The sequence below is a fragment of the Xanthomonas sp. NCPPB 3569 genome, from assembly GCF_041475645.2.
Taxonomy (GTDB): Bacteria; Pseudomonadota; Gammaproteobacteria; order Xanthomonadales; family Xanthomonadaceae; genus Xanthomonas; species Xanthomonas phaseoli.
Map to the genome: position 1 here is coordinate 4891527 of NZ_CM192969.1, position 19336 is coordinate 4910862.

Below are 19336 nucleotides of genomic sequence, written 5' to 3' on the forward strand. Positions count from 1 at the left end.
AATCAGCGCGCAGCCGTAAGATGGGCAATCTTGTGTAGTAGATCATTGAAAAAATGGGGCTTGCTGATAAATATTGTTCTTGGAGGAAGGCCTCTAGGGAAGGTCTGAACAACGCGATCGGAGGATGTGGTAAGCCATATCGGTCGCGGTGACCGCGCTCAGATCCTCGGTTTTTCGCCGTTTTTGGCGCTTTTTCGGGGTATCGTCCCGATTACGGGCGCACCTACCCCGCGGCGGTAATGAACTCTTTGCGCTTCAGCCACAGATTCGACAGCGCAAACAGCATCAGCATCTGTGCGGTGTTCTTCGCCAAACCGCGATAGCGCACCTTGACGTAGCCAAACTGGCGCTTGATCACCCGAAACGGGTGTTCCACCTTTGCACGCAGGCTGGCTTTTGTGTGCTCCCAGCGCTTGGCCAACTTCAGTTCGCGCTTGTTCTTAATCTGCTTCAGCTTCGAGGGCTTCTCCGCGATCAGGTAGCGCAGTTTGCGCTTGCGCTTCATCTCCTCGCGTTTCTCAAGCCCGGTGTAGCCGCTGTCCGCGCACAGCGTGTCCTCCTTGCCGTGCAGCAGCTTGTGCGCTTGTGTGATATCGGCCACGTTGGCCGCCGTGCACTCCACGTGGTGCACCAGCCCGGAGTCATCGTCCACCCCGATGTGCGCCTTCATCCCGAAGTAGTACTGGTTGCCCTTCTTGGTTTGGTGCATCTCCGGATCGCGCTCGCCATCCTTGTTCTTGGTCGAGCTGGGCGCAGCGATGATCGTGGCGTCCACGATCGTCCCGCCGCGCAAGCTCTGCCCCTTGCGCGACAGGTGCGCGTTGACCCGATTGAACAGCTTGCGCGCCAAATCGTGCTGCTCCAACAGATAGCGGAAGTTGAGAATCGTCGTCTCGTCCGGCACCTCATCCAGCCCGCCGATCTTGGCGAAACGGCGCATCGACACCGTGTCGTACAGCGCTTCTTCCGCCGATGGATCGCTCAGTGCATACCACTGCTGCAAAAAGTGGATGCGCAGCATGGTCTCCAGCCGATACGGCTGTCGCCCCGGCTGCCCCGACTTCGGGTAGTGCGGCTCGATCAGCGCCAGCAGGTCCTTCCACGGCACGACCTGGTCCATCTCGGCCAAGAACACCTCACGCCGCGTCCGCTTGCGCTTGCCGTTGTACTCCGCGTCGCCGAAGGTCAGCTGCATCGAAATCGTCTACTCGGGTCGTTGATCGATTGTGGCAGATCACGATGGATTGTTCAGAGTTTCCCTAGGTGATCACCCCAGCCCAGACGTTAACATGGCTGGCAAGTTGTTGCCTCTAGAACGGAGAAAAGAAATTAGTCCGTAGCCATCCAGTTCGCCTGATATCTGAAGGTCCGTGAATATCAAGAATATCTCGGGTGCTCTTTAATCAGTGAAATCGCTTCCAGAGGGTTTGATGCTTCGAGCGTTCTATACACCCGTGAGCTTCCCAGCCTGACAGACACCGCATAAGTAGATATTTCTGGCATCGTTACCTCAGCCAGGAGTTTCTATGCGCACCTCAAAAGTCACCGGGACGTAGAGCGTCGCGACGCTCAAGCAGGCCGACGCCGGCGTGGCCGTCAAGGACATCTGTCGCCAGGTCGGTATCAGCACAGCGACCTACTGCCAGTGGAAGAGCAAGTACGGAAGCCTGGGGGGCTTCGGAGCTGCTGCGGGTCAAGGAGCTTGAGCCCGAAAACGCCAAGCTCAAACGGATGTACGCCGAGTTGGCGCTCGAAAACGCAGCCATGAAGGATCTCATTGCAAAAAACTCTAGGGCCGGCGCGCAAGCGCGAGGCCGTGCGGTACCTGATCGAGGTGCATGCGCGGCCGCTGCGTCGGTCCTGTGCATGCGTCGGGCTTGCACGTGCGGCGTGGTAAGTGCTACCGCTCGACTGGACAGTACGCGATGCCGAGTTGATCTCGGCGATCGCACGTGTGGTCGAAGATCGGCCGACTCGCGGCTTTTGGAAATGCAGCGACGTGCTGCGCAGGACGCGCTCTGACTGGAACCCGAAGAGAATTTGTCGCGTGTATAAGGCCATGCGGCTCAACCTGCGCCGCGCTGCGAAGCGGCGACTTCCCAAGCGCGAGCATGTCGCGCTGTATGTCCCAAGGTTGCCTGATACCGTCTGGTCGGTCGACTTCATGAGCGACGCTTTGGCGTGTGGCCAGCACTTTCGCACCTTCAACGTGGTCGACGACTTCAACCGCGAGATGCTTCACATCGAGGTTGATACGTCGATCAACTCGCATCGTCTGGTGCGCGTGTTCGAGCAGATCAAGCACGATCATGGCCTGCCGCAGGTCGTGCGTTCCGACTACGGGCCCGATTTTCTGGGCGAAGCACTTACCAGCTGGCTGAAAGTCAATGGCGTGACGATCAACTACATCAAACCCGGCAAACCGAACCAGAACGCCTTCATCGAACGTTTCAACCGCACCTTCCGCTACGCCTAGCTGGCCACAACATTATTCGACACCATCGAGCAGGTTCAGGACAAGGCCACGCGCTGGCTATGGACGTACAACCATGAGCGCCCCAACATGGCACTCGGCGGCATCACCCCAGCAATGAAATTGGCGATGGCCGCGTAGCTCCACTTTTGGCGAACGCTAGGGAAGGTCTGAACAACGCGATCGGAGGATGTGGTAAGCCATATCGGTCGCGGTGACCGCGCTCAGATCCTCGGTTTTTCGCCGTTTTTGGCGCTTTTTCGGGGTATCGTCCCGATTACGGGCGCACCTACCCCGCGGCGGTAATGAACTCTTTGCGCTTCAGCCACAGATTCGACAGCGCAAACAGCATCAGCATCTGTGCGGTGTTCTTCGCCAAACCGCGATAGCGCACCTTGACGTAGCCAAACTGGCGCTTGATCACCCGAAACGGGTGTTCCACCTTTGCACGCAGGCTGGCTTTTGTGTGCTCCCAGCGCTTGGCCAACTTCAGTTCGCGCTTGTTCTTAATCTGCTTCAGCTTCGAGGGCTTCTCCGCGATCAGGTAGCGCAGTTTGCGCTTGCGCTTCATCTCCTCGCGTTTCTCAAGCCCGGTGTAGCCGCTGTCCGCGCACAGCGTGTCCTCCTTGCCGTGCAGCAGCTTGTGCGCTTGTGTGATATCGGCCACGTTGGCCGCCGTGCACTCCACGTGGTGCACCAGCCCGGAGTCATCGTCCACCCCGATGTGCGCCTTCATCCCGAAGTAGTACTGGTTGCCCTTCTTGGTTTGGTGCATCTCCGGATCGCGCTCGCCATCCTTGTTCTTGGTCGAGCTGGGCGCAGCGATGATCGTGGCGTCCACGATCGTCCCGCCGCGCAAGCTCTGCCCCTTGCGCGACAGGTGCGCGTTGACCCGATTGAACAGCTTGCGCGCCAAATCGTGCTGCTCCAACAGATGGCGGAAGTTGAGAATCGTCGTCTCGTCCGGCACCTCATCCAGCCCGCCGATCTTGGCGAAACGGCGCATCGACACCGTGTCGTACAGCGCTTCTTCCGCCGATGGATCGCTCAGTGCATACCACTGCTGCAAAAAGTGGATGCGCAGCATGGTCTCCAGCCGATACGGCTGTCGCCCCGGCTGCCCCGACTTCGGGTAGTGCGGCTCGATCAGCGCCAGCAGGTCCTTCCACGGCACGACCTGGTCCATCTCGGCCAAGAACACCTCACGCCGCGTCCGCTTGCGCTTGCCGTTGTACTCCGCGTCGCCGAAGGTCAGCTGCATCGAAATCGTCTACTCGGGTCGTTGATCGATTGTGGCAGATCACGATGGATTGTTCAGAGTTTCCTTAAGCGCCGGAGCATGCCGCGCATCGTTGCGTCGTCGGCTGGGGGGAAGGACTGGCCGATGACCTGCAGGACGCGAAGGCTGGGCCGACTCAACCACTGGAATGCTGACGCGATGAATCCGACCACGTTGTTGCTGGTGCAGTTGGTAGTGATCCTGGGCGCTGCGCGCTTGTGCGGTGCGGTGTTGCAACGCATTGGGCAGCCACCGGTCATCGGCGAAATGGCGGCAGGGTTGTTGCTCGGCCCGATTGCCTTCGGTGCCTGGCTGCCCGAGCTGCACACGGCGTTGTTCGCCGCCAACAGCCTGCCGCCGCTGTCCGGCCTGGCCACGATGGGCGTGGTGCTTTTCATGTTCGTGGTCGGCGCGGAATTGCGGGCGCCGGAAGGCACCAAGGCGCAAGTGCGCGCCTCGATCCTGGTGGGCGTGTCCGGCATCGTGTTGCCGCTGCTGCTCGGGCTGGCTGCCGCACCGTGGCTGTTCCCGCGCTTCGCACCGCACGGCATCGGCTTCTGGCCGTTCGCGCTGTTCATCGCCGCGGCGATGTCGGTGACGGCATTTCCGGTGCTGGCGCGCATCCTCAAGGACCGCAACATGACCCGCACCCCGGCCGGCCGCCTGGCGCTGGGCGCGGCCGTGATCGACGATGCCACGGTCTGGATCTTCCTGGCGATCGTACTGACCCTGACCGGCAACAACGCGCATGGCGGCGTGGCGTTCACGGCCATCGGTGCGTTGGTCCTGATCGCCGCCGTGTTGGGTGTGCTCAAGCCTGCCTATGCGCGCCTGCTGCGCTCCCGCGCGCATGACGGCCGGTATGCACCGAGCGCGTTGGTATGGGTCTTGATCGGTCTGCTGGCGTGCGCTGCGCTGGCCGAGTGGATCGGGCTGCATGCGATCTTTGGCGCCTTCCTGTTCGGTATTTGCCTTCCGCGCGATGACCGCCTGCTGGAGCATCTGGCCGGGCGTATCGAACCGCTGGCCATCACCTTGCTGATGCCGGTGCTGTTTGCGGTTGCCGGTCAAGCCACCAGCCCTGGCGCGTTCGCCGGCGCCGGCCTGAGCGGACTTGTGCTGGTGATCGGCGTGGCGGTAAGCGGCAAGTTGCTCGGCTGCACGCTGGGCGCGCGCCTGAGTGGCCATCAATGGCGCGACAGTCTCACCGTCGGCTCGCTGATGAACGCACGCGGGCTGATGGAGTTGGTGGTGATCAAGATCGGCCTGGATAGCGGTGTGATCGGGCCGGACCTGTTTACGCTGTTGTTCGGCATGACGCTGGTGACCACGGTGATGGCCTCGCCGATGGTGGCATGGTTCCAGCGCAAACGGCACGCAGCCGCCGATGCGCTGGCCGCAAGCAACTCGCCTCGATGATGAGGGCGCGATGCTGCTGCAGTGCCGCGATGGGCCGGATATCGTGCATGCAACTGAGCTGGAGCCGAGCGCACAGTGTTGAATCGCCGCACGCTCCACGTTGCGGCACTGCGCACACCCGCATCCGCTTCCACGCAGGGCGCCATCATGTCCAACCCAGCTGAGCCGTGTTATGCCGAAAGCGCGGCACCGCCTGCATTACGCGCGCAGCTGCAGTGCACTTGGCAATTTCGCCAGGGCAATCACACGCCACAACCGGTGCTGGTGTTGCCCGATGGCAGCGTCGATCTGATCTGGAATGGCAGCGAAGTGTTCGTTGCCGGGCCGGATCGCACTGCCAATCCCGCACTGGTGGCAGCAGGCACGACGCTGACCGGCGTCCGTCTGGCGGCGGGCGTGGCGGCCGGTCTGCTGCAGCTGCCCTTACACGCCATTGCCGACCAACGCGTCGCGCTGGAAACGCTGTGGGGCGTGCAGGGCCGCACGTGGCAGCATCGCCTGGAAGACGGCGCCGACCCGTTACAGATATTGCAGACACTGTGCCAACAGCACGCCGCAGCGCGCGATCGGCAGATGGCGTGGCTGTTCGAACAACTCACCGTCGGCACGCCGCCACGGCTAAGCGCGTTGACCGAGGCGTTGGGCATCAGCGAGCGCTCGCTGCGCCGCCGCTGCCAGGACGCATTCGGCTACGGCAGCAAGACGCTGGAGCGCGTTCTACGCCTGCAGCGCTTTCTGCGGATCGTGCGAAGGCACCGCAACTTGACCGAGGCCGCGCTGCACGCCGGCTACGGCGATGCGCCGCATCTGGTGCGCGATGCGCGCCAACTGACCGGTCTGAGCCCGCGCGCACTGGTGCAGCAGCACGCCCGCTGACTTGGCCGTTTTCGCCAAGCCAGCGGCCTGCGCCATCTGCATGCTGTGCACTCGCTCAGGAGCACGCCATGACCGACACCACGCAACACCGCATCGATTACCTGGAATTTGCCGTCGACTCGATCGCCGTCGCCAAAGCTTTTTATGGCCAGGCCTTCGGCTGGACATTTCAGGACTACGGCCCGGACTACTGCGAATTCCGCGACGGCCGCCTGAGCGGCGGTTTCTTCCATGGCACGCCGCAACCGGGTGGCGCGCTGGTGGTGCTCGCCGCCGATGATCTGGCCCGCAGCCAGGCGCGTATCGAGGCGGCAGGTGGACGCATCACCCAAGCGGTGTTCGCGTTTCCGGGCGGGCGCCGTTTTCACTTTGCCGACCCGCATGGCTATGCCTTGGCGGCGTGGTCCAAAGACTAAGCGCAGCGACCGAAACGCCTACGCGCACCGCCTGGCGGGCGCAGTCGGTGCGCGGAATCGGCCGGTACCACTTGTGCACTGCTGTTCCGGGCGCGCTGTCGGCGCCCACCTGAAGACTGTTCGCAATGCTTGTTAGCCAATCAAAGAGCACAAGTGAGCGTGCTGCCCGCGCTCACTTGCGCGCGTACAGCCCCAAAAACATCGCCACCGCCGATTCGGCCACCTGCGTCCGTTGCTGCGGCGACAGCGGCGGCTGGCCCATGGTGATCTGTGGCCAGAACGCAAAGCCCTTCACCAGCGCCTGCAACTGCTGCGCGGCGAATTCCGGCTCCACCCCTGCCAGCCGGCCGTCGGCCAGTGCGGCACGCAGCCAGGTGGTGGTGCCCTCTTCCTTGCTGCCCAGCTGCGACAACAATTCGCGCGCGCGCGCCGGCGAGTGAATGCCTTCGGCGATGGCCACGCGCGACAGATCGATAAACGCCGGGTCGTCCAACAGCCGCAGTTTCTGTTGCAGCAGCGCGATCAACTGCAGGTGCAGCGGTTGATCGGACCGATACGCCAGATTCACCGCCTCGGCGCTGCGTTGCCACAGCCCGCGCAAAATCTCGCCGAACAAGGCGTCCTTGCTTGGGAAGTGGTTATAGACCGTGCGTTTGGAAACGCCGGCGGTGGCGGCCACGCGGTCCATGCTGGTCGCTTCGAAGCCATGCTGCCGGAACTCGGCAATGGCGGCCTCGACGATGGCGTTGCGCTTGCGGTCGGTCAGGCGCTGGGGCGTGGTCGGTGAGGAAGAGGTGGTCGACATCCGGCAATTTTACACCCGGTAGTTTACTTTCACGCAGATAAAACTACACTGTGTAGTGTAATCGATCTGGTACTGCTGGCCCGCCGTTGTCATCTCGCCGCAGTTGGTCTGTAGGAACCTGCCTGTACGCCCGTCCATGCCGATCCTGACGCCAGTTGCATCCAGTGCTTGCTGCATCGCCGTTGCCTGATCGCTCGTCCTTTTGCTTTCCCACGTCTTGCTCGGACTTCCCATGGCCTCCCCACGTCCCTCCCCGTATGCCGATTCGCCACAGTTTCGCGCTGGCCGCTTCCGTAATGCGATGCCGTTGCCAACCACCGTCATGACCCTGCGCGAACAGCTCGGCCTGATGTGGGCCATGGTGTTCGGCAAGCCCCGCACCACGGTGCCCGCCGCGCCCTTGCCGGTGCAGCCGCTGACGGGCGCGCAACTGCTGGCCGCGCCGGATCGCAGCCTGTACCGGCTGGGCCATTCCACACTGCTGATGAAGCTGGCGGGCGGGCTGTGGCTGACCGACCCGGTGTTTTCCAAACGCGCCTCGCCGGTGCCGTTCGCCGGACCCAAGCGCTTCCACGCCCCGCCGATCGCGCTGGACGCACTGCCGCCGCTGGCTGGGGTGATCCTGTCGCATGACCACTACGACCATCTCGACCGCGCCACCATCCGCGCGCTGGCCGACCGCGTCGGCGTGTTTGTGGTCCCGTTGGGCGTGGGCGACCTGCTGGTACGCTGGGGCGTGGACCCGGCCAAGGTGCGGCAGCTGGATTGGTGGGAGTCGATCAGCGTTGCCGGCCTGCAGCTGACCTCTACCCCGTCGCAACATTTTTCCGGCCGCGGGCTGTTCGACAACGGGCGCGCGCTGTGGTGTTCCTGGGTGATCCAGGCAGGCGACCTGCGCCTGTTTTTCAGCGGCGACGGCGGTTATGGCCCGCACTTCAAGACCATCGGTGAGCAGCTCGGGCCGTTCGATGTGGCATTGATCGAAAACGGCGCCTACGACCAGATGTGGCCGCACGTGCACATGCAGCCGGAACAGAGCCTGCAGGCGTTCATCGACGTCGGCGGCCGTAGCCTGCTGCCGATCCACAACGGCACCTTCGATCTGGCCTTGCACGCGTGGCAGGAGCCGCTGGACCGGATCGTGGCGCTGGCCGACTCCGCTGGTGTCGCACTGATCACCCCGTGCATGGGCGAGCGCGTGGACTTGAATGCCCCTGGCAACCGGGTGCGTTGGTGGCGGCAGGACGCTGCGGCCACCGCATCGGATGGATTGGTGGCAACGCCGTAAGCGGCGGGCGGCGGGCTGGCGTGGGTTGCGGGTGTGACTACGCCATGGTGCTTGTGATGCTTGTCGGCATCCTGGTGACTGCGTGCACCGCGTGAGGCAAACATCGGCGATGTCAGTCTGTTTGACATCGCGAGTGCCATTGCCACGCGTCTGGATCTGCGTGTCTCGATCTTCGCGTCTGGCACTGCAACGGCGGGCAGTCGGAGACGACCGGCACGATATGGCATCACCCTGCGCACGGTGCGTTGAAGAACTGAATGCTGATCCTGAAAGTGGCAACACCATCATCTAGTGCGTTACATCCGCACAAACAAAGACGGGATGGCCATGGCCATCCCGTCTTTGTTTGCTAGTCGTACTGGCCAGGCATGCATGCCTGCGCATGCAAACATCGCCTACGCACGCGCATCGCTCACTCGGTCAGCCCGCGGTTTTCCAGCAACGCCTTGACGCTGGGATCCTTGCCACGGAAATCGCGGTACAGCGTGGCCAGATCGACGGTGTTGCCGCGCGAGAGGATCTTGGCGCGGAAGGTGTCGCCGTTCTTGCGGGTCAGGCCGCCATTTTCCTTGAACCATTCGAAGGCATCGTCGTCGAGCACTTCCGACCAGAAGTACGCGTAGTACCCGGCCGAATAACCGCCGCCCCAGATGTGGTCGAAATAGCTGCTGCGGTAGCGCGGCGGCACTTCAGCCAGATCCACCTTGAAGCGCTTCAAGGCGTCGGCTTCGAACTTGCTCACATCCTGCAACGGCGCATCGGCCGGCTGGGTGTGCCAGGCCAGATCCAGCAGCGCGGCCGACAGGTATTCGGTGGTGGCGTAGCCGCTGTTGAAGGTCTTGGCCTTCTTGATCTTTTCCACCAGCTCGGCCGGCATTGCAGCGCCGGTCTGGTAGTGCTTGGCGTAGTTGGCGAAGACCTTCGGATCGGACGCCCAGTGCTCGTTGAACTGCGAGGGGAATTCCACGAAGTCGCGCGAGGTGCTGGTACCGGCAATCGAGGGGTACTTCACCTTGGAGAACATGCCATGCAACGCATGACCAAACTCATGGAACAGCGTGGTGACGTCGTCGAAGCTCAGCAACGCCGGCTGGCCGGCGGCCGGCTTGGTGAAGTTGCACACGTTGTAGACCACCGGCTTGGCGCCGGTGAGGCCGTCCTGTTCGACGAACACGTCCATCCACGCGCCGCCGGACTTGCTGTCGCGCTTGAAGTAGTCGGTGTAGAACAGCGCCATCGAGGTGCCGTCGGCATCGAACACCTCGTACACCTTCATATCCGCGTGGTAGGTCGGGATGTCGGTGCGCTGCTTGAAGGTGATGCCATACAACTGCGTGGCCGCATAAAACACGCCGTTCTGCAGCACGTTGTCCAGTTCGAAGTACGGCTTGATCTGCGATTCGTCCAGGTCGTACTTGGCCTTGCGCACCTGCTCGGCGTAGAAGTCCCAATCGGACGCGGCGAGTTTGAAATCTCCGGTCTTTGCATCAGCACTCTGCGCGTCGATCACCTTCTGCATTTCGGCCACTTCGCGGCGCGCCTTGGCGGTGGCCGCCGGCACGGTGTCGGTCAGCAGCTTGAGCGCAGCGTCCGGCGTCTTGGCCATCTGGTCGCCCAGGCTGTAGGCGGCGTAGTTGTCGAAGCCCAGCAACTTGGCTTTCTGTGCGCGCAGCTGGGCCAAGCGCTGGATGGTCTGGCGGGTGTCGTTGGCATCGCCCTTTTCCGCACGCGTTTCAGAGGCCTTGAGCACGTCGGCGCGCAGCTGGCGGTCCTTCAACGAGGCCAGTACCGGCTGCTGCGTGGTGTTCTGCAGGGTGAGCAGATACTTGCCGTCGAGCTTGCGCGCCTTGGCGGCATCGGCCGCAGCGGCGATATCGCCTTCGCTCAGGCCATCGAGCTTGGCCTTGTCGTCCACCGCCACCGCACCGGCGGCGGAAGCGGCGACCAGGCGGGTATGGAACTGCGTGGAGAGGGTGGTTTCTTCCACGTTGAGCTTGCGCAGGCTGTCCTTGTCGGCATCGGACAACTGCGCGCCGGCGCGTACCAGCTCTTCGTAGTCGCGCTCGACCAGACGCTTCTGCTCCGGGTCCAGATTCAGCGTGTCGCGCTGGTCGTAGATGGTTTTGACGCGCGCGAAGAGTTTGGGGTCCAGATTGATCTCGTCCTGGTGCGCGGCCAGCTTGGGCGCGATCTCTTCCTGGATCTTCTGGCGTGCGTCGCTGGTATCGGCCTGCACCAGCCCGAAGAAGATGCGCGACACGCGCGTGAGCGTTTCGCCACCGCGCTCCATCGCTTCGATGGTGTTGTCGAAGGTCGCCGCTTCCGGGTTATCGGCGATCTTGCGGATGTCGGCCAGATGCTGGCGCATGCCTTCTTCGAACGCCGGCAGGTAATCGGCGTCCTTGATCTTGTCGAACGGCGGCGCCTGGAACGGCAGCGTGCTGGCGGTCAGCAAGGGGTTGGATGCAGCATCCGCGGCCGGGGCCGGGGCAGTTTTTTCGGGCACGGTGGAGGACTCCTGGCCGGACGACTCTTTTCCAGAACAAGCAGCCAGTGCCAGGGTGATGGCAGCGGCCAGAACGACGGTACGCGACATGGCGTGTGATTCCTGAGTGGGTAGTGCAGCCGGCCACGCTAGCGGGTTTCGCGGCCGCCGGCATGTGCCGTTGGCTGGGCATCGATGAATGGCGCTGTGCGGAGCAAAGGCGGCTGGCGGTGCGGCGCCCTCATCCGCCCTTCGGGCACCTTCTCCCGCGTGCGGGAGAAGGACGAGGCGGTGAGCCATGCAAGCGGCTTCGGTATGCGGCGACAGCGGCCAAAGCCGGCCGTCAGCACCGTTCCGGCCTTGGTAACGCTGCCGGCCAGCGACGGCACAGTGCCAACGCGCTGCGCTCCCTCAAAGCGTCTCATCCTTGAAGATCGCCACATGCGGGGCGCCGTCCGCACCGATCCAGCCGCGGTACATGCCTTCGGTATTGAACGGAAGCGCCACGTTGCCTTGCGCATCCAGCGCAATGGCCCCGCCGTCGCCGCCGGCAGTGGGGATCTCCTGGTCAATCACCGTCTCGGCCGCCTGCCGTAACGACTGGCCGGCGTATTTCATGCGTGCGCAGATGTCGTAGGCCGCCACGGCGCGAATGTAGAACTCGCCCCAGCCGGTGCCCGAGACCGCGCATTGGCTGTTGGCATAGGTGCCGGCGCCGATGATGGGTGCATCGCCGACCCGGCCATAGCGTTTGTTGGTCATGCCGCCAGTGGAGGTACCGGCAGCCAGATGGCCGTCGCGGTCCAGCGCCAGCGCGCCGACGGTGCCGAAGTGCTTGGCGGTTTCCAGATCCAGCGCGGCCTGCGCCTGGCGATCGCCGGCCTCGGCCTTGAGCGCTTTTTGCAATTGCTGCCAGCGCTTGTCGGTGCGGAAATAACTCGGATCGACCAGGGTAATGCCCTGCTCGCGTGCGAATTGTTCGGCGCCATCGCCGACCAGCATCACGTGCTTGGAGTGGTCCATCACGCTGCGCGCCAGCTGGATCGGGTTCTTGACCGTGTGCACGCCGGCAATCGCACCGGCCTTGCCGCTGGCGCCATCCATGATGGCCGCATCCAGTTCGTTCTTGCCGTCGTGGGTAAACACCGCACCACGCCCCGCATTGAACTGCGGCGCATCCTCCAGCACGGTGATGGTGGCGGCCACTGCATCCACTGCACTGCCACCGCGGTTCAACACCGCGTGCCCGGCGCGCAGTGCGCGTTGCATCGCCTCGCGCGCCTGGGCTTGTTCGTCGGCCGAGAGGCTGGATTTCTCCACGCCCGCACCGCCGTGGATCACCAGCATCGGCGTGGCTGCGAGCGCCGGGCCGGTAGATAGCAACAAGGACAGGCAGAGCGCGCGGGCGGATAAGTTGATCATGATGTTTCCTCCTTCAAGTGATCAAGATAACCGGTGGGGCGGGCACGGGCCGGCTCTCTCTCTCGCAAGCGAGAAAGACATGTTCGGCATTTAGCGAGGCGTTCGATTGCAAGTAACCGCAGCGCCGGAGTGAGGTGCTGCACGGGGCACGCAGGAACTGAAGCAGCCAACCGATGAAAAACATCTAGCCTGCGCGCTTTTCAGGGAAGATCACGCATTGCGGCGGACAGTCGTTGTTGAAAAGTCGTCCCCAGCATGCGATCCACCGCGCCGAGCCTGGTGGCCACACTCTCAGGATCGAACGACCGGCCTTGCAGGACCGCCTCCGCATCGCTGTGCAGTGCATACGCCAAGTGCGCGGCGGCACGCACCGATAGAGGCGATTCACTCTGGCTTCCGAGGTGCCCGGCCAGCAGGAGCCGAATCTCGTAGAGCGCGAATGCGAACAGCTGTTCCTGGGACATGCTCATTCGAACACTCTCTATCCTGTGCCCGTAGGCCTGATCCGACTGCCGCGCACCGCACCATGCTTTAGAACGGCCGCGGCGCACGGTGGACTCACACACACGTGCGGCGACCCGTCCGCCTCCTACAACGTATCGCGATGCTTGCCCCGCCACGGCCGGTACCAGGTACGAATGGCGGCGATGTCGGCGGCCATGTCGTCACCGGTCCAGAACGGCTCGCCGATGCCCACGGTCTTGCTGGGGTAGTCGAAATACACCGGCAGGATGGGCACGTTGGAATCGGAGGCGATCTTCCAGAAGCCGGCCTTCCACTGCTCAACGCGTTTGCGCGTGCCTTCCGGGGTGATCACGTACCACATCTGCTCGGAGTTGCGGATCAGCCGCACCGCCTGGCCGATGGTGCCCTGCGGCGAGCTGCGGTCCAGCGGGATGCCACCGAGCTTGCGCAGCAGCGGGCCCAGCGGCCACCAGAACAGCTGCGCCTTGCCCAGCACGCGCACTTCGAAACCCAACGCGAACTTGGCCGCAAAGCCCAGGAAGCCGTCCCAGTTGGACGAATGCGGGGCCACGATCATGACCAGCTTGGGCTCGTCGGGCAGCCGCCCGAGCAGACGCCAGCCAGTCACGCGCAAGGCGGTACGGCCCAGCCAGCGGATGAAGCGGCCATGGGCACGCGGCATCCGGGGCGGAGGTGGCTGCAGCAGGATGTTGGCCTGTGTTACCGGTGGCAACGACGGGTCGGGTTGACTCACGCTTACTCCCAGTGGGACGCAGAGCGTCCACGCTTGATTTGGCTGCGTTCCCGCTTGGCATCCAGCCGCCGCAGCTTGGCACCATGACTCGGTTTGGTGGCGACCCGGCGCTTGGGCACCGACAGGCACGCACTGATGATCTCGACCAGCCGCTCGCGCGCATCGTCGCGGTTGCGGTCCTGGGTGCGGAAGCGCTGCGCGTCGATCACCAGCACGCCCTCGGCAGTCATGCGGCGGTCGCGCCGCGACAGCAACCGCGCCCGCAATGGCTCGGGCAGCGAGGGCGAGCCAGCCACGTCGAAACGCAGCTCCACCGCAGTGGACACCTTGTTGACGTTCTGCCCGCCCGCGCCGCTGGCACGCACGAAGCGCTCGACGAGTTCGCTGGGCGGAATCGTCAGGCTGGGGGTGATCTGGATCGGGTCGCTGGCCATGTGCGCCGATTGTATCGGCAGCGGCGTGGACGCGCGCGCGAACGCCGGCTTCCCGTATGCTGCGGCCGGTCCCCCGTTTGCAGGATGCTCCGATGACACCTACTTGTTCTCTCGCTGCCACGCGCCGCCTCGCACGCCGGCTGCTGCTGTCGGCCCTGCTGGCCGTGGCCGCCCCGGCGGCACTGGCGCAGGCGCCCAGCGATGCCGACATCAACCGTCTGCTGGCCGCCTCGCGCGCGCAAACCATGCTGGACACGATGCTGCCACAGATCGAAGCACTGCAGCAGCAGCAATTCGCCCAGCTCACCGCACAGCGCCAGCTCGACCCCGACCAACAGGCGCAGCTGCAACGCATCCAGGAACGCACCCGCCAGACCGTGCGCAAGGCACTGTCGTGGTCGGAACTGCGCCCGATGTATGTGGATATCTACAAGCGCTCGTTCTCGCGCGAGGACGTGCTGGCCATGGCCGAGTTCTACGAGAGCTCGGCAGGCCAGAGCCTGCTCGACAAGACCCCGGCCCTGACCCAGAACCTGATGGGCGCCATCCAGCAGAGGATGCTGCCGCTGTTTGCCGACCTGCAGAAGGATCTGGAGACCATCGTCAACGAGCCGGCGCCGGCGAAGAAGCCCTGAGGGGCGGGGAATCGGGAATCGGGAATCGGGAATCGTTAGAGCATGGCTTGCTGGTATTTAGATCAATAGGGCGCTTTGGTGAAGCCCTCTCCTGCGGGGCCAGAAGGCACCGCTTACGCGTCACTTGCGCGCGTGCCTTGGAACGCCCTCGCTGCTAGCGCAGGCCGGGGCGTGGAGCGAGGGTTGGGGTGACGGTATGGGGCGAAGCCCTCGCGGTACCAACTGCACGAGGCTTCGCCCGTCCCCTCATCCGTCCCTGCGGGGCGCCTTCTCCCCCATGACGGGGGACAATGTCCCGGTGGGGGAAGGAAGTATTTGCTCACACGAGTGAGCCGCTGCCGCGAGAAACAACACGATACGCATGCAACGCCCCTCTCCCTGCGGGCGAGAAGGCGCCGCTTGTGCGCGTGCCTTGGAACGCCCGCGCTGCTAGCGCGGGCCGGGGCGCGGGGCGGGGATTGGGGTGAGGGTGAGGGTACGGTTCACCAGACGCGTTGCCGATCGCCACTGCGGCGTCGACAGACCGCTGCGCACCCCCGCATCACCGTGCGAGTGGCATCGCCTGCAATTGCGCCATGTCCCAATCAAACAACGCACACGCCTTGGCAAATTCCGCATCCAGCGGCGCGGTGACGCTGATGCGCCGGCCATCGCCCGGATGCGGAAATTCCAGGCGTTCGGCGTGCAGCAACATGCGGTGGATGCCGAGCATGCGGAAACTGCGGTTGTGGCGGCCGTCGCCGTGGCTGGTGTCGCCGATCATGTGATGCGACAGATGCTTCATGTGCCGGCGAATCTGCCGGAAGCGGCCGGTTTGCGGCTGACAGCGCAGCAGTGCGTAGCGCGAGGTGGTGAACCCGGTGGACGGAATCTCCAGCTCGCCGGTGGCCAGACGCTGGAAATGCGTCACCGCCGGCTTCTTGACCGGCTTGCCCGGCCCGCCGTCCAGGTCATGGTCGACGATGAAGCGCTGCTCGGCCGGCCAGCCGCGACAGACGGTGAGATAGTGTTTCTCCACCTCGCCCGCCATCAAGGCCTTGCCCAGCGCACTGGCGCTGTCGCGATCGAAGGCCAGCAGCAGGCAGCCGCTGGTGGCGCGGTCGAGCCGGTGCACCAGGAAGATCGGCTTGCCCAGCTGCTCGCGCAGGCGGTCGGCCAGGAAATCGTCTTCCCCGCGTGCCAACTTGCTGTCATGGACCATTAGGCCGGCGGGTTTGTCGACCACGGCCAGGACATCGTCCTGGTAGAGAATCTGCAGATGCTTGGGGGATATGCTCACCGGCGGATTATCCGCGTCGCCGACACCGCATGCCACTGCATCGCTGCGCTGCCAGCAGCGAACGCAGCCACGGTGGCGTCGCCAGGCCACGCGCACGGCAACGGCTGCGGCCCGCACCGCGCGTACGCTACGATCGCTGCGCGCCCCCCACTCAGCTGATGCCTGCCCGCTGCGTGCGTGGCTGCCTGACGTCTCACTTGCCCGAACCACGCCAGCGTCAGAGCAGGCGGATACGCGTATCGCCGTATGTTGGACCATCGTGCAACGCCAATAGAGGGCCCCCCACCGGCGCGCTCAGTAGGGCGTGCCGTCCTTGTGCCGGTACGCGCGCTGGCCGTCTGCCAGGGGGACCAGCATCAGGTCATCGTCCGGATAGGTCACGCAATCGCCGGCACTGCGGTCGCCCACTTCCAGGTACGTCACCACCGCCTGGCTGCGATTGATCAGGCAATGCGCATCGCCATCGCCGGCGCGGAAGCCGACGCACATGCCCGGCTGCAGCAACTGCTCGCCGGCGTTGGTGATCAGGCTAGGCGCGCCGCTGACGATGTAGACGAACTCGTCCTGCTGCGAATGCCCGTGCCGCAGCGCCGAACGTGCACCCGGCGCCAGCGTGGTCAGGTTGACGCCGAAGTTGCGCAGCCCGAACACCTCGCCCAGCGCGCGCTTCTGGCGGCCGCCCATCTGCGCGGCGAACACCGGCGGATAGCTGGATTCTTGCGTGCGCGGTGGCGCATCCAGCGCAGCCATCGCCGCCACCGGTGTGCTCGCGTCCAGGGCATCGGTTGCGTCAGGCATGGTCGTCCCCTACCGCCGCAACCAGGCAACCAGCAGCGCGGCCGAACCGGCGCCGCCGCTGATCCAGCTCCACACCGGCACCGTGCCCAGGTACCAGCCATCCGGATGCAGGCCATAGAGCACGGCCGCGACCACCAGTAACCCGCTGCCGGTGATGGCGGTCACCACGCGGGTCTGCAGCTTGCGCAGGCTCAGGTCCAGGGCGAGCAGTTCGGGCGAGCGGATGTCGATCTGATGGCGGCCTTCCACCTGCTGCTTCAGCCAGCTGTGCACCAGCCGCGGCATGTCCGGCGCATGGGTCATGATCTCCGGCAACCGCTTGCCCAGTTCGCGCAGCACGCGGCGCGGGCTGTAGCGCTCGCGCAGGATGCGTTCGAGCACCGGTCGCGCCACCGCCCAGATGTCCAGCTTGGGGTCCAGCTGACGGCCCACGCCTTCGATATTGAGCAGCGTCTTCTGCAGCAGGATCAGTTGCGGCTGCAGCGTCAACTCATAGCGCTGCGCCACCCGGAACAACTTGATCAGCACCTGCGCCAGCGAAATTTCCGACAGCGGCCGGGTGAAATACGGCTCGCAGACCGAGCGCGCGGCCGCTTCGAGTTCGTCGATGCGCACGTTGGACGGCATCCAGCCAGCCTCCACGTGCAACTCGGCCATGCGGCGGTAATCCTTGTGGAAGATCGCCATGAAGTTCTCGGCCAGGTAGTACTGATCCTCCTGCGAGAGCTGGCCCATGATGCCGAAATCCAGCGCGATGAAGCGCGGATTGAGCCGACGCTGCGGATCCGAATCGACCCAGATGTTGCCGGCGTGCGCATCGGCATGGAAGAAGTTGTCGCGGAACACCTGGGTGTAGAACACGCGCACACCCTTGGCCGCGAGCGCCTTGCGATCGATGCCGGCCGCATCGAGCTTGGCGATGTCGTCGGACGGAATGCCGTACACGCGCTCCAGCGTGAGCGCGCGCTCGGCGGTGTGCGACCAGATCACTTCCGGCACGTACAGATCGTCCGAGCCTTCCCAGAACCGGCGCAGCACGCTGGCGTTGGCGCCTTCGCGTTGCAGGTCCAGTTCGGCGGCCAGCGTGCCTTCGATCTCGGCCACCACTTCGCGCGGACGGATCTTGTCGGCGCGCGGATGGGTGCGCTCGACCAAGGTGGCCAGCGAGTGCAGCAACGCGATGTCGGCATCGATCTGGCGTTCGATGTCCGGACGCAGCACCTTGACCACCACTTCGCGGCGCACGCCGTTGGCATCGGGCGGCAACGTGGCCGCATGCACCTGCGCGATCGATGCCGAGGCCAGCGGCACGGTATCGAAGCTGGCGAACGCCACGCTGACCGGCAGGCCGAGTGCGGCTTCGACGATCAGGCGTGCAGCCTCGCCATCGAACGGCTTGACCCGGTCCTGCAGCAAGGTGAGTTCTTCGGCTACGTCGGCCGGAATCAGATCGCGCCGGGTGGACAGAATCTGTCCGAACTTGACGAAGATCGGCCCCAGTTCCTGCAGCGCCAGGCGCAGCCGCGCGCCGCGCGATTGCGCGGCGATTTCGGCGCTGGCACGCGGCACGAAGGGTTTGGCCAAACGCAACCAGCGCTCGGCCGGGGTGCCTTCCAGCAAGGCATCCAGGCGATAGCGCAAGATCACCCGGCCGATGCGGCTTGCCCGCAGGATCGCCTTCATGCCGCGCCTCCGCTCGCACGCAGGCGGCTCACGCGCGCGGCCAGCCGTTCGACGTCATCGCGTAGCTCGTCCACGTCGTCATGGAACGCCTCTAGCTCGGCGCGGGGCACTACGTCGCGCGATTCTTCGGTGACGAATTCGGCCGCGCTATGCGCCAGATCCACCGCACTGCGACGTGCCTGCTGCAGCGCTGCGCGCACCGCACCGGCGATCTGCACGCCCAGAATCTCGCCGAACACCGCAACGAACGGCAACTGCCAATCCGGGTCGAAGCGGCTGGCCAGTTGCTGCAGCTGGCGCGCCAACTCGGCATCGCCGGACACCTTGAGCCGACCGGCCGGCGCGCCGCTCCGACGTGCATTGGCCAGCAGCGGCAGTTGCCCGAGCAAGCCGGCCAGGCTGCTGCGCACCGCCAGGTCAGGTTCCTGTGCCGGATCGACCGGGCCGACCAGCAACCGGCGCTCGTGCACGCGGATCTGCAGGGCCAGCGCGGGCGCCTCCAGGGTCAGCGCGATGCGCTGGCCTTCCAGCGGCAGCAGGGCGTCGCGCGTATCCGGGTCCAGCGCCAGCGCACGGTTGAGCGCTGCCTGCAGGGCCTGGCCGGCGAGCGGCTTGAGGGAATTGAAGAGTGATCCGGGCATGGGCGCATTCTACCGCCCCTGCATGTCGCAGCTGCCTGACGGCGGTGTGGCACGTGTGCCGGCTGCCGGCGTGGCGGTTGTGCGGTCGTTGCTAGGGTGCGTTGCCGGGCAAGGTAGGGCATTGACAGGCGCATTGGGCACGCCGGCGTTGTTTGCCATGGCTGGCTGCAGCAAGACTTCCTTC

At 64.6% G+C, this 19336-nt stretch carries 18 protein-coding genes, 1 other RNA gene and 1 pseudogene; 7 read left to right on the forward strand and 13 right to left on the reverse strand.

Annotated elements, in window-relative coordinates; genetic code table 11:
* Positions 1-223: 223 nt before the first annotated feature.
* A complete protein-coding gene (locus ACCQ03_RS21095; protein WP_412566721.1) occupies positions 224-1195 on the reverse strand; it encodes an IS5 family transposase in 972 nt (323 codons plus the stop codon).
* 373 nt (positions 1196-1568) lie between these two features.
* On the opposite strand from ACCQ03_RS21095, the pseudogene ACCQ03_RS21100 reads away from it, so the two are divergent.
* Positions 1569-2614: pseudogene (locus tag ACCQ03_RS21100) on the forward strand (IS3 family transposase); the annotation flags it as partial.
* 148 nt (positions 2615-2762) lie between these two features.
* Here ACCQ03_RS21100 and ACCQ03_RS21105 read toward each other — a convergent pair.
* Positions 2763-3734 carry an IS5 family transposase gene (locus ACCQ03_RS21105; protein ID WP_150147813.1) on the reverse strand — a complete coding sequence of 324 codons (972 nt, stop codon included), beginning with the start codon at positions 3732-3734 and terminating at the stop codon, positions 2763-2765.
* Between the two features lie 177 nt (positions 3735-3911).
* Between ACCQ03_RS21105 and ACCQ03_RS21110 the strand changes: the two genes are divergently transcribed.
* The 4 genes from ACCQ03_RS21110 (at position 3912) to ACCQ03_RS21125 (ending at position 6601) form a co-directional block, all read left to right on the forward strand.
* Positions 3912-5171 (forward strand): cation:proton antiporter, encoded by a 1260-nt coding sequence (locus tag ACCQ03_RS21110; RefSeq protein ID WP_209226769.1) that lies wholly within the window; start codon positions 3912-3914, stop codon positions 5169-5171.
* Positions 5172-5318: 147 nt separating this feature from the next.
* On the forward strand, positions 5319-6047 hold the full coding sequence (locus ACCQ03_RS21115) for a helix-turn-helix domain-containing protein (RefSeq protein ID WP_209226767.1): 729 nt from the start codon (positions 5319-5321) through the stop codon (positions 6045-6047).
* 68 nt (positions 6048-6115) lie between these two features.
* A complete protein-coding gene (locus tag ACCQ03_RS21120) occupies positions 6116-6463 on the forward strand; it encodes a VOC family protein (protein ID WP_209226766.1) in 348 nt (115 codons plus the stop codon).
* A gap of 62 nt (positions 6464-6525) precedes the next feature.
* Positions 6526-6601: non-coding RNA, sX9 sRNA (locus ACCQ03_RS21125), on the forward strand.
* Positions 6602-6635: 34 nt separating this feature from the next.
* On the opposite strand, the gene ACCQ03_RS21130 is transcribed toward ACCQ03_RS21125, so the two are convergent.
* Both ACCQ03_RS21130 and ACCQ03_RS21135 read right to left on the reverse strand, forming a co-directional pair.
* Positions 6636-7268 carry a TetR/AcrR family transcriptional regulator gene (locus ACCQ03_RS21130; RefSeq protein ID WP_209226765.1) on the reverse strand — a complete coding sequence of 211 codons (633 nt, stop codon included), beginning with the start codon at positions 7266-7268 and terminating at the stop codon, positions 6636-6638.
* A gap of 9 nt (positions 7269-7277) precedes the next feature.
* On the reverse strand, positions 7278-7502 hold the full coding sequence (locus tag ACCQ03_RS21135) for a hypothetical protein (RefSeq protein ID WP_057679089.1): 225 nt from the start codon (positions 7500-7502) through the stop codon (positions 7278-7280).
* Here ACCQ03_RS21135 and ACCQ03_RS21140 point away from each other — a divergent pair.
* Complete coding sequence (locus tag ACCQ03_RS21140) at positions 7501-8556, forward strand: MBL fold metallo-hydrolase (RefSeq protein ID WP_057679088.1); 1056 nt, start codon at positions 7501-7503, stop codon at positions 8554-8556. The genes ACCQ03_RS21135 and ACCQ03_RS21140 overlap by 2 nt on opposite strands.
* 412 nt (positions 8557-8968) lie before the next feature.
* Here the strand turns inward: ACCQ03_RS21140 and dcp are convergent, their stop codons facing one another.
* The 5 genes from dcp to arfB form a co-directional block, all read right to left on the reverse strand.
* Complete coding sequence (dcp, locus tag ACCQ03_RS21145) at positions 8969-11152, reverse strand: peptidyl-dipeptidase Dcp (RefSeq protein WP_057679087.1); 2184 nt, start codon at positions 11150-11152, stop codon at positions 8969-8971.
* A 300-nt stretch (positions 11153-11452) separates the two neighbouring features.
* Positions 11453-12463, reverse strand: a complete 1011-nt coding sequence (locus ACCQ03_RS21150) for an isoaspartyl peptidase/L-asparaginase family protein (RefSeq protein WP_057679326.1) — start codon at positions 12461-12463, stop codon at positions 11453-11455.
* Between the two features lie 200 nt (positions 12464-12663).
* A complete protein-coding gene (locus ACCQ03_RS21155; protein ID WP_017156434.1) occupies positions 12664-12933 on the reverse strand; it encodes a hypothetical protein in 270 nt (89 codons plus the stop codon).
* A 119-nt stretch (positions 12934-13052) separates the two neighbouring features.
* Positions 13053-13682 carry a lysophosphatidylcholine acyltransferase gene (locus ACCQ03_RS21160; RefSeq protein ID WP_057679328.1) on the reverse strand — a complete coding sequence of 210 codons (630 nt, stop codon included), beginning with the start codon at positions 13680-13682 and terminating at the stop codon, positions 13053-13055.
* Between the two features lie 2 nt (positions 13683-13684).
* Complete coding sequence (arfB, locus tag ACCQ03_RS21165) at positions 13685-14116, reverse strand: alternative ribosome rescue aminoacyl-tRNA hydrolase ArfB (RefSeq protein WP_017156432.1); 432 nt, start codon at positions 14114-14116, stop codon at positions 13685-13687.
* 56 nt (positions 14117-14172) lie between these two features.
* Between arfB and ACCQ03_RS21170 the strand changes: the two genes are divergently transcribed.
* The gene (locus ACCQ03_RS21170; protein ID WP_209226763.1) at positions 14173-14751 is read left to right on the forward strand and encodes a DUF2059 domain-containing protein; all 579 of its coding nucleotides are present in this window, start codon (positions 14173-14175) and stop codon (positions 14749-14751) included.
* 541 nt (positions 14752-15292) lie between these two features.
* On the opposite strand, the gene ACCQ03_RS21175 is transcribed toward ACCQ03_RS21170, so the two are convergent.
* The 4 genes from ACCQ03_RS21175 to ACCQ03_RS21190 form a co-directional block, all read right to left on the reverse strand.
* Positions 15293-16147, reverse strand: a complete 855-nt coding sequence (locus tag ACCQ03_RS21175; RefSeq protein ID WP_209226760.1) for a pseudouridine synthase — start codon at positions 16145-16147, stop codon at positions 15293-15295.
* Between the two features lie 177 nt (positions 16148-16324).
* Positions 16325-16828 carry a cupin domain-containing protein gene (locus tag ACCQ03_RS21180; RefSeq protein ID WP_017156429.1) on the reverse strand — a complete coding sequence of 168 codons (504 nt, stop codon included), beginning with the start codon at positions 16826-16828 and terminating at the stop codon, positions 16325-16327.
* Positions 16829-16837: 9 nt separating this feature from the next.
* Positions 16838-18511 (reverse strand): ubiquinone biosynthesis regulatory protein kinase UbiB, encoded by a 1674-nt coding sequence (gene ubiB / locus ACCQ03_RS21185; RefSeq protein WP_057679332.1) that lies wholly within the window; start codon positions 18509-18511, stop codon positions 16838-16840.
* Positions 18508-19152, reverse strand: coding sequence for a ubiquinone biosynthesis accessory factor UbiJ (locus ACCQ03_RS21190; protein ID WP_057679333.1), 645 nt, complete (start codon positions 19150-19152; stop codon positions 18508-18510). The genes ubiB and ACCQ03_RS21190 overlap by 4 nt, the downstream gene beginning before the upstream one ends.
* Positions 19153-19336: the final 184 nt, after the last annotated feature.

Coding starts and splice junctions, on each gene's coding strand:
- ubiB (WP_057679332.1), bottom strand. CDS start 18,511: ATGAAGGCGATCCTGCGGGCAAGCCGCATCGGCCGGGTGATCTTGCGC.
- arfB (WP_017156432.1), bottom strand. CDS start 14,116: ATGGCCAGCGACCCGATCCAGATCACCCCCAGCCTGACGATTCCGCCC.
- ACCQ03_RS21180 (WP_017156429.1), bottom strand. CDS start 16,828: ATGCCTGACGCAACCGATGCCCTGGACGCGAGCACACCGGTGGCGGCG.
- ACCQ03_RS21095 (WP_412566721.1), bottom strand. CDS start 1,195: ATGCAGCTGACCTTCGGCGACGCGGAGTACAACGGCAAGCGCAAGCGG.
- ACCQ03_RS21190 (WP_057679333.1), bottom strand. CDS start 19,152: ATGCCCGGATCACTCTTCAATTCCCTCAAGCCGCTCGCCGGCCAGGCC.
- ACCQ03_RS21155 (WP_017156434.1), bottom strand. CDS start 12,933: ATGAGCATGTCCCAGGAACAGCTGTTCGCATTCGCGCTCTACGAGATT.
- ACCQ03_RS21105 (WP_150147813.1), bottom strand. CDS start 3,734: ATGCAGCTGACCTTCGGCGACGCGGAGTACAACGGCAAGCGCAAGCGG.
- ACCQ03_RS21140 (WP_057679088.1), top strand. CDS start 7,501: ATGGCCTCCCCACGTCCCTCCCCGTATGCCGATTCGCCACAGTTTCGC.
- ACCQ03_RS21130 (WP_209226765.1), bottom strand. CDS start 7,268: ATGTCGACCACCTCTTCCTCACCGACCACGCCCCAGCGCCTGACCGAC.
- dcp (WP_057679087.1), bottom strand. CDS start 11,152: ATGTCGCGTACCGTCGTTCTGGCCGCTGCCATCACCCTGGCACTGGCT.
- ACCQ03_RS21135 (WP_057679089.1), bottom strand. CDS start 7,502: ATGGGAAGTCCGAGCAAGACGTGGGAAAGCAAAAGGACGAGCGATCAG.
- ACCQ03_RS21115 (WP_209226767.1), top strand. CDS start 5,319: ATGTCCAACCCAGCTGAGCCGTGTTATGCCGAAAGCGCGGCACCGCCT.
- ACCQ03_RS21170 (WP_209226763.1), top strand. CDS start 14,173: ATGCTGCGGCCGGTCCCCCGTTTGCAGGATGCTCCGATGACACCTACT.
- ACCQ03_RS21110 (WP_209226769.1), top strand. CDS start 3,912: ATGAATCCGACCACGTTGTTGCTGGTGCAGTTGGTAGTGATCCTGGGC.
- ACCQ03_RS21120 (WP_209226766.1), top strand. CDS start 6,116: ATGACCGACACCACGCAACACCGCATCGATTACCTGGAATTTGCCGTC.
- ACCQ03_RS21150 (WP_057679326.1), bottom strand. CDS start 12,463: ATGATCAACTTATCCGCCCGCGCGCTCTGCCTGTCCTTGTTGCTATCT.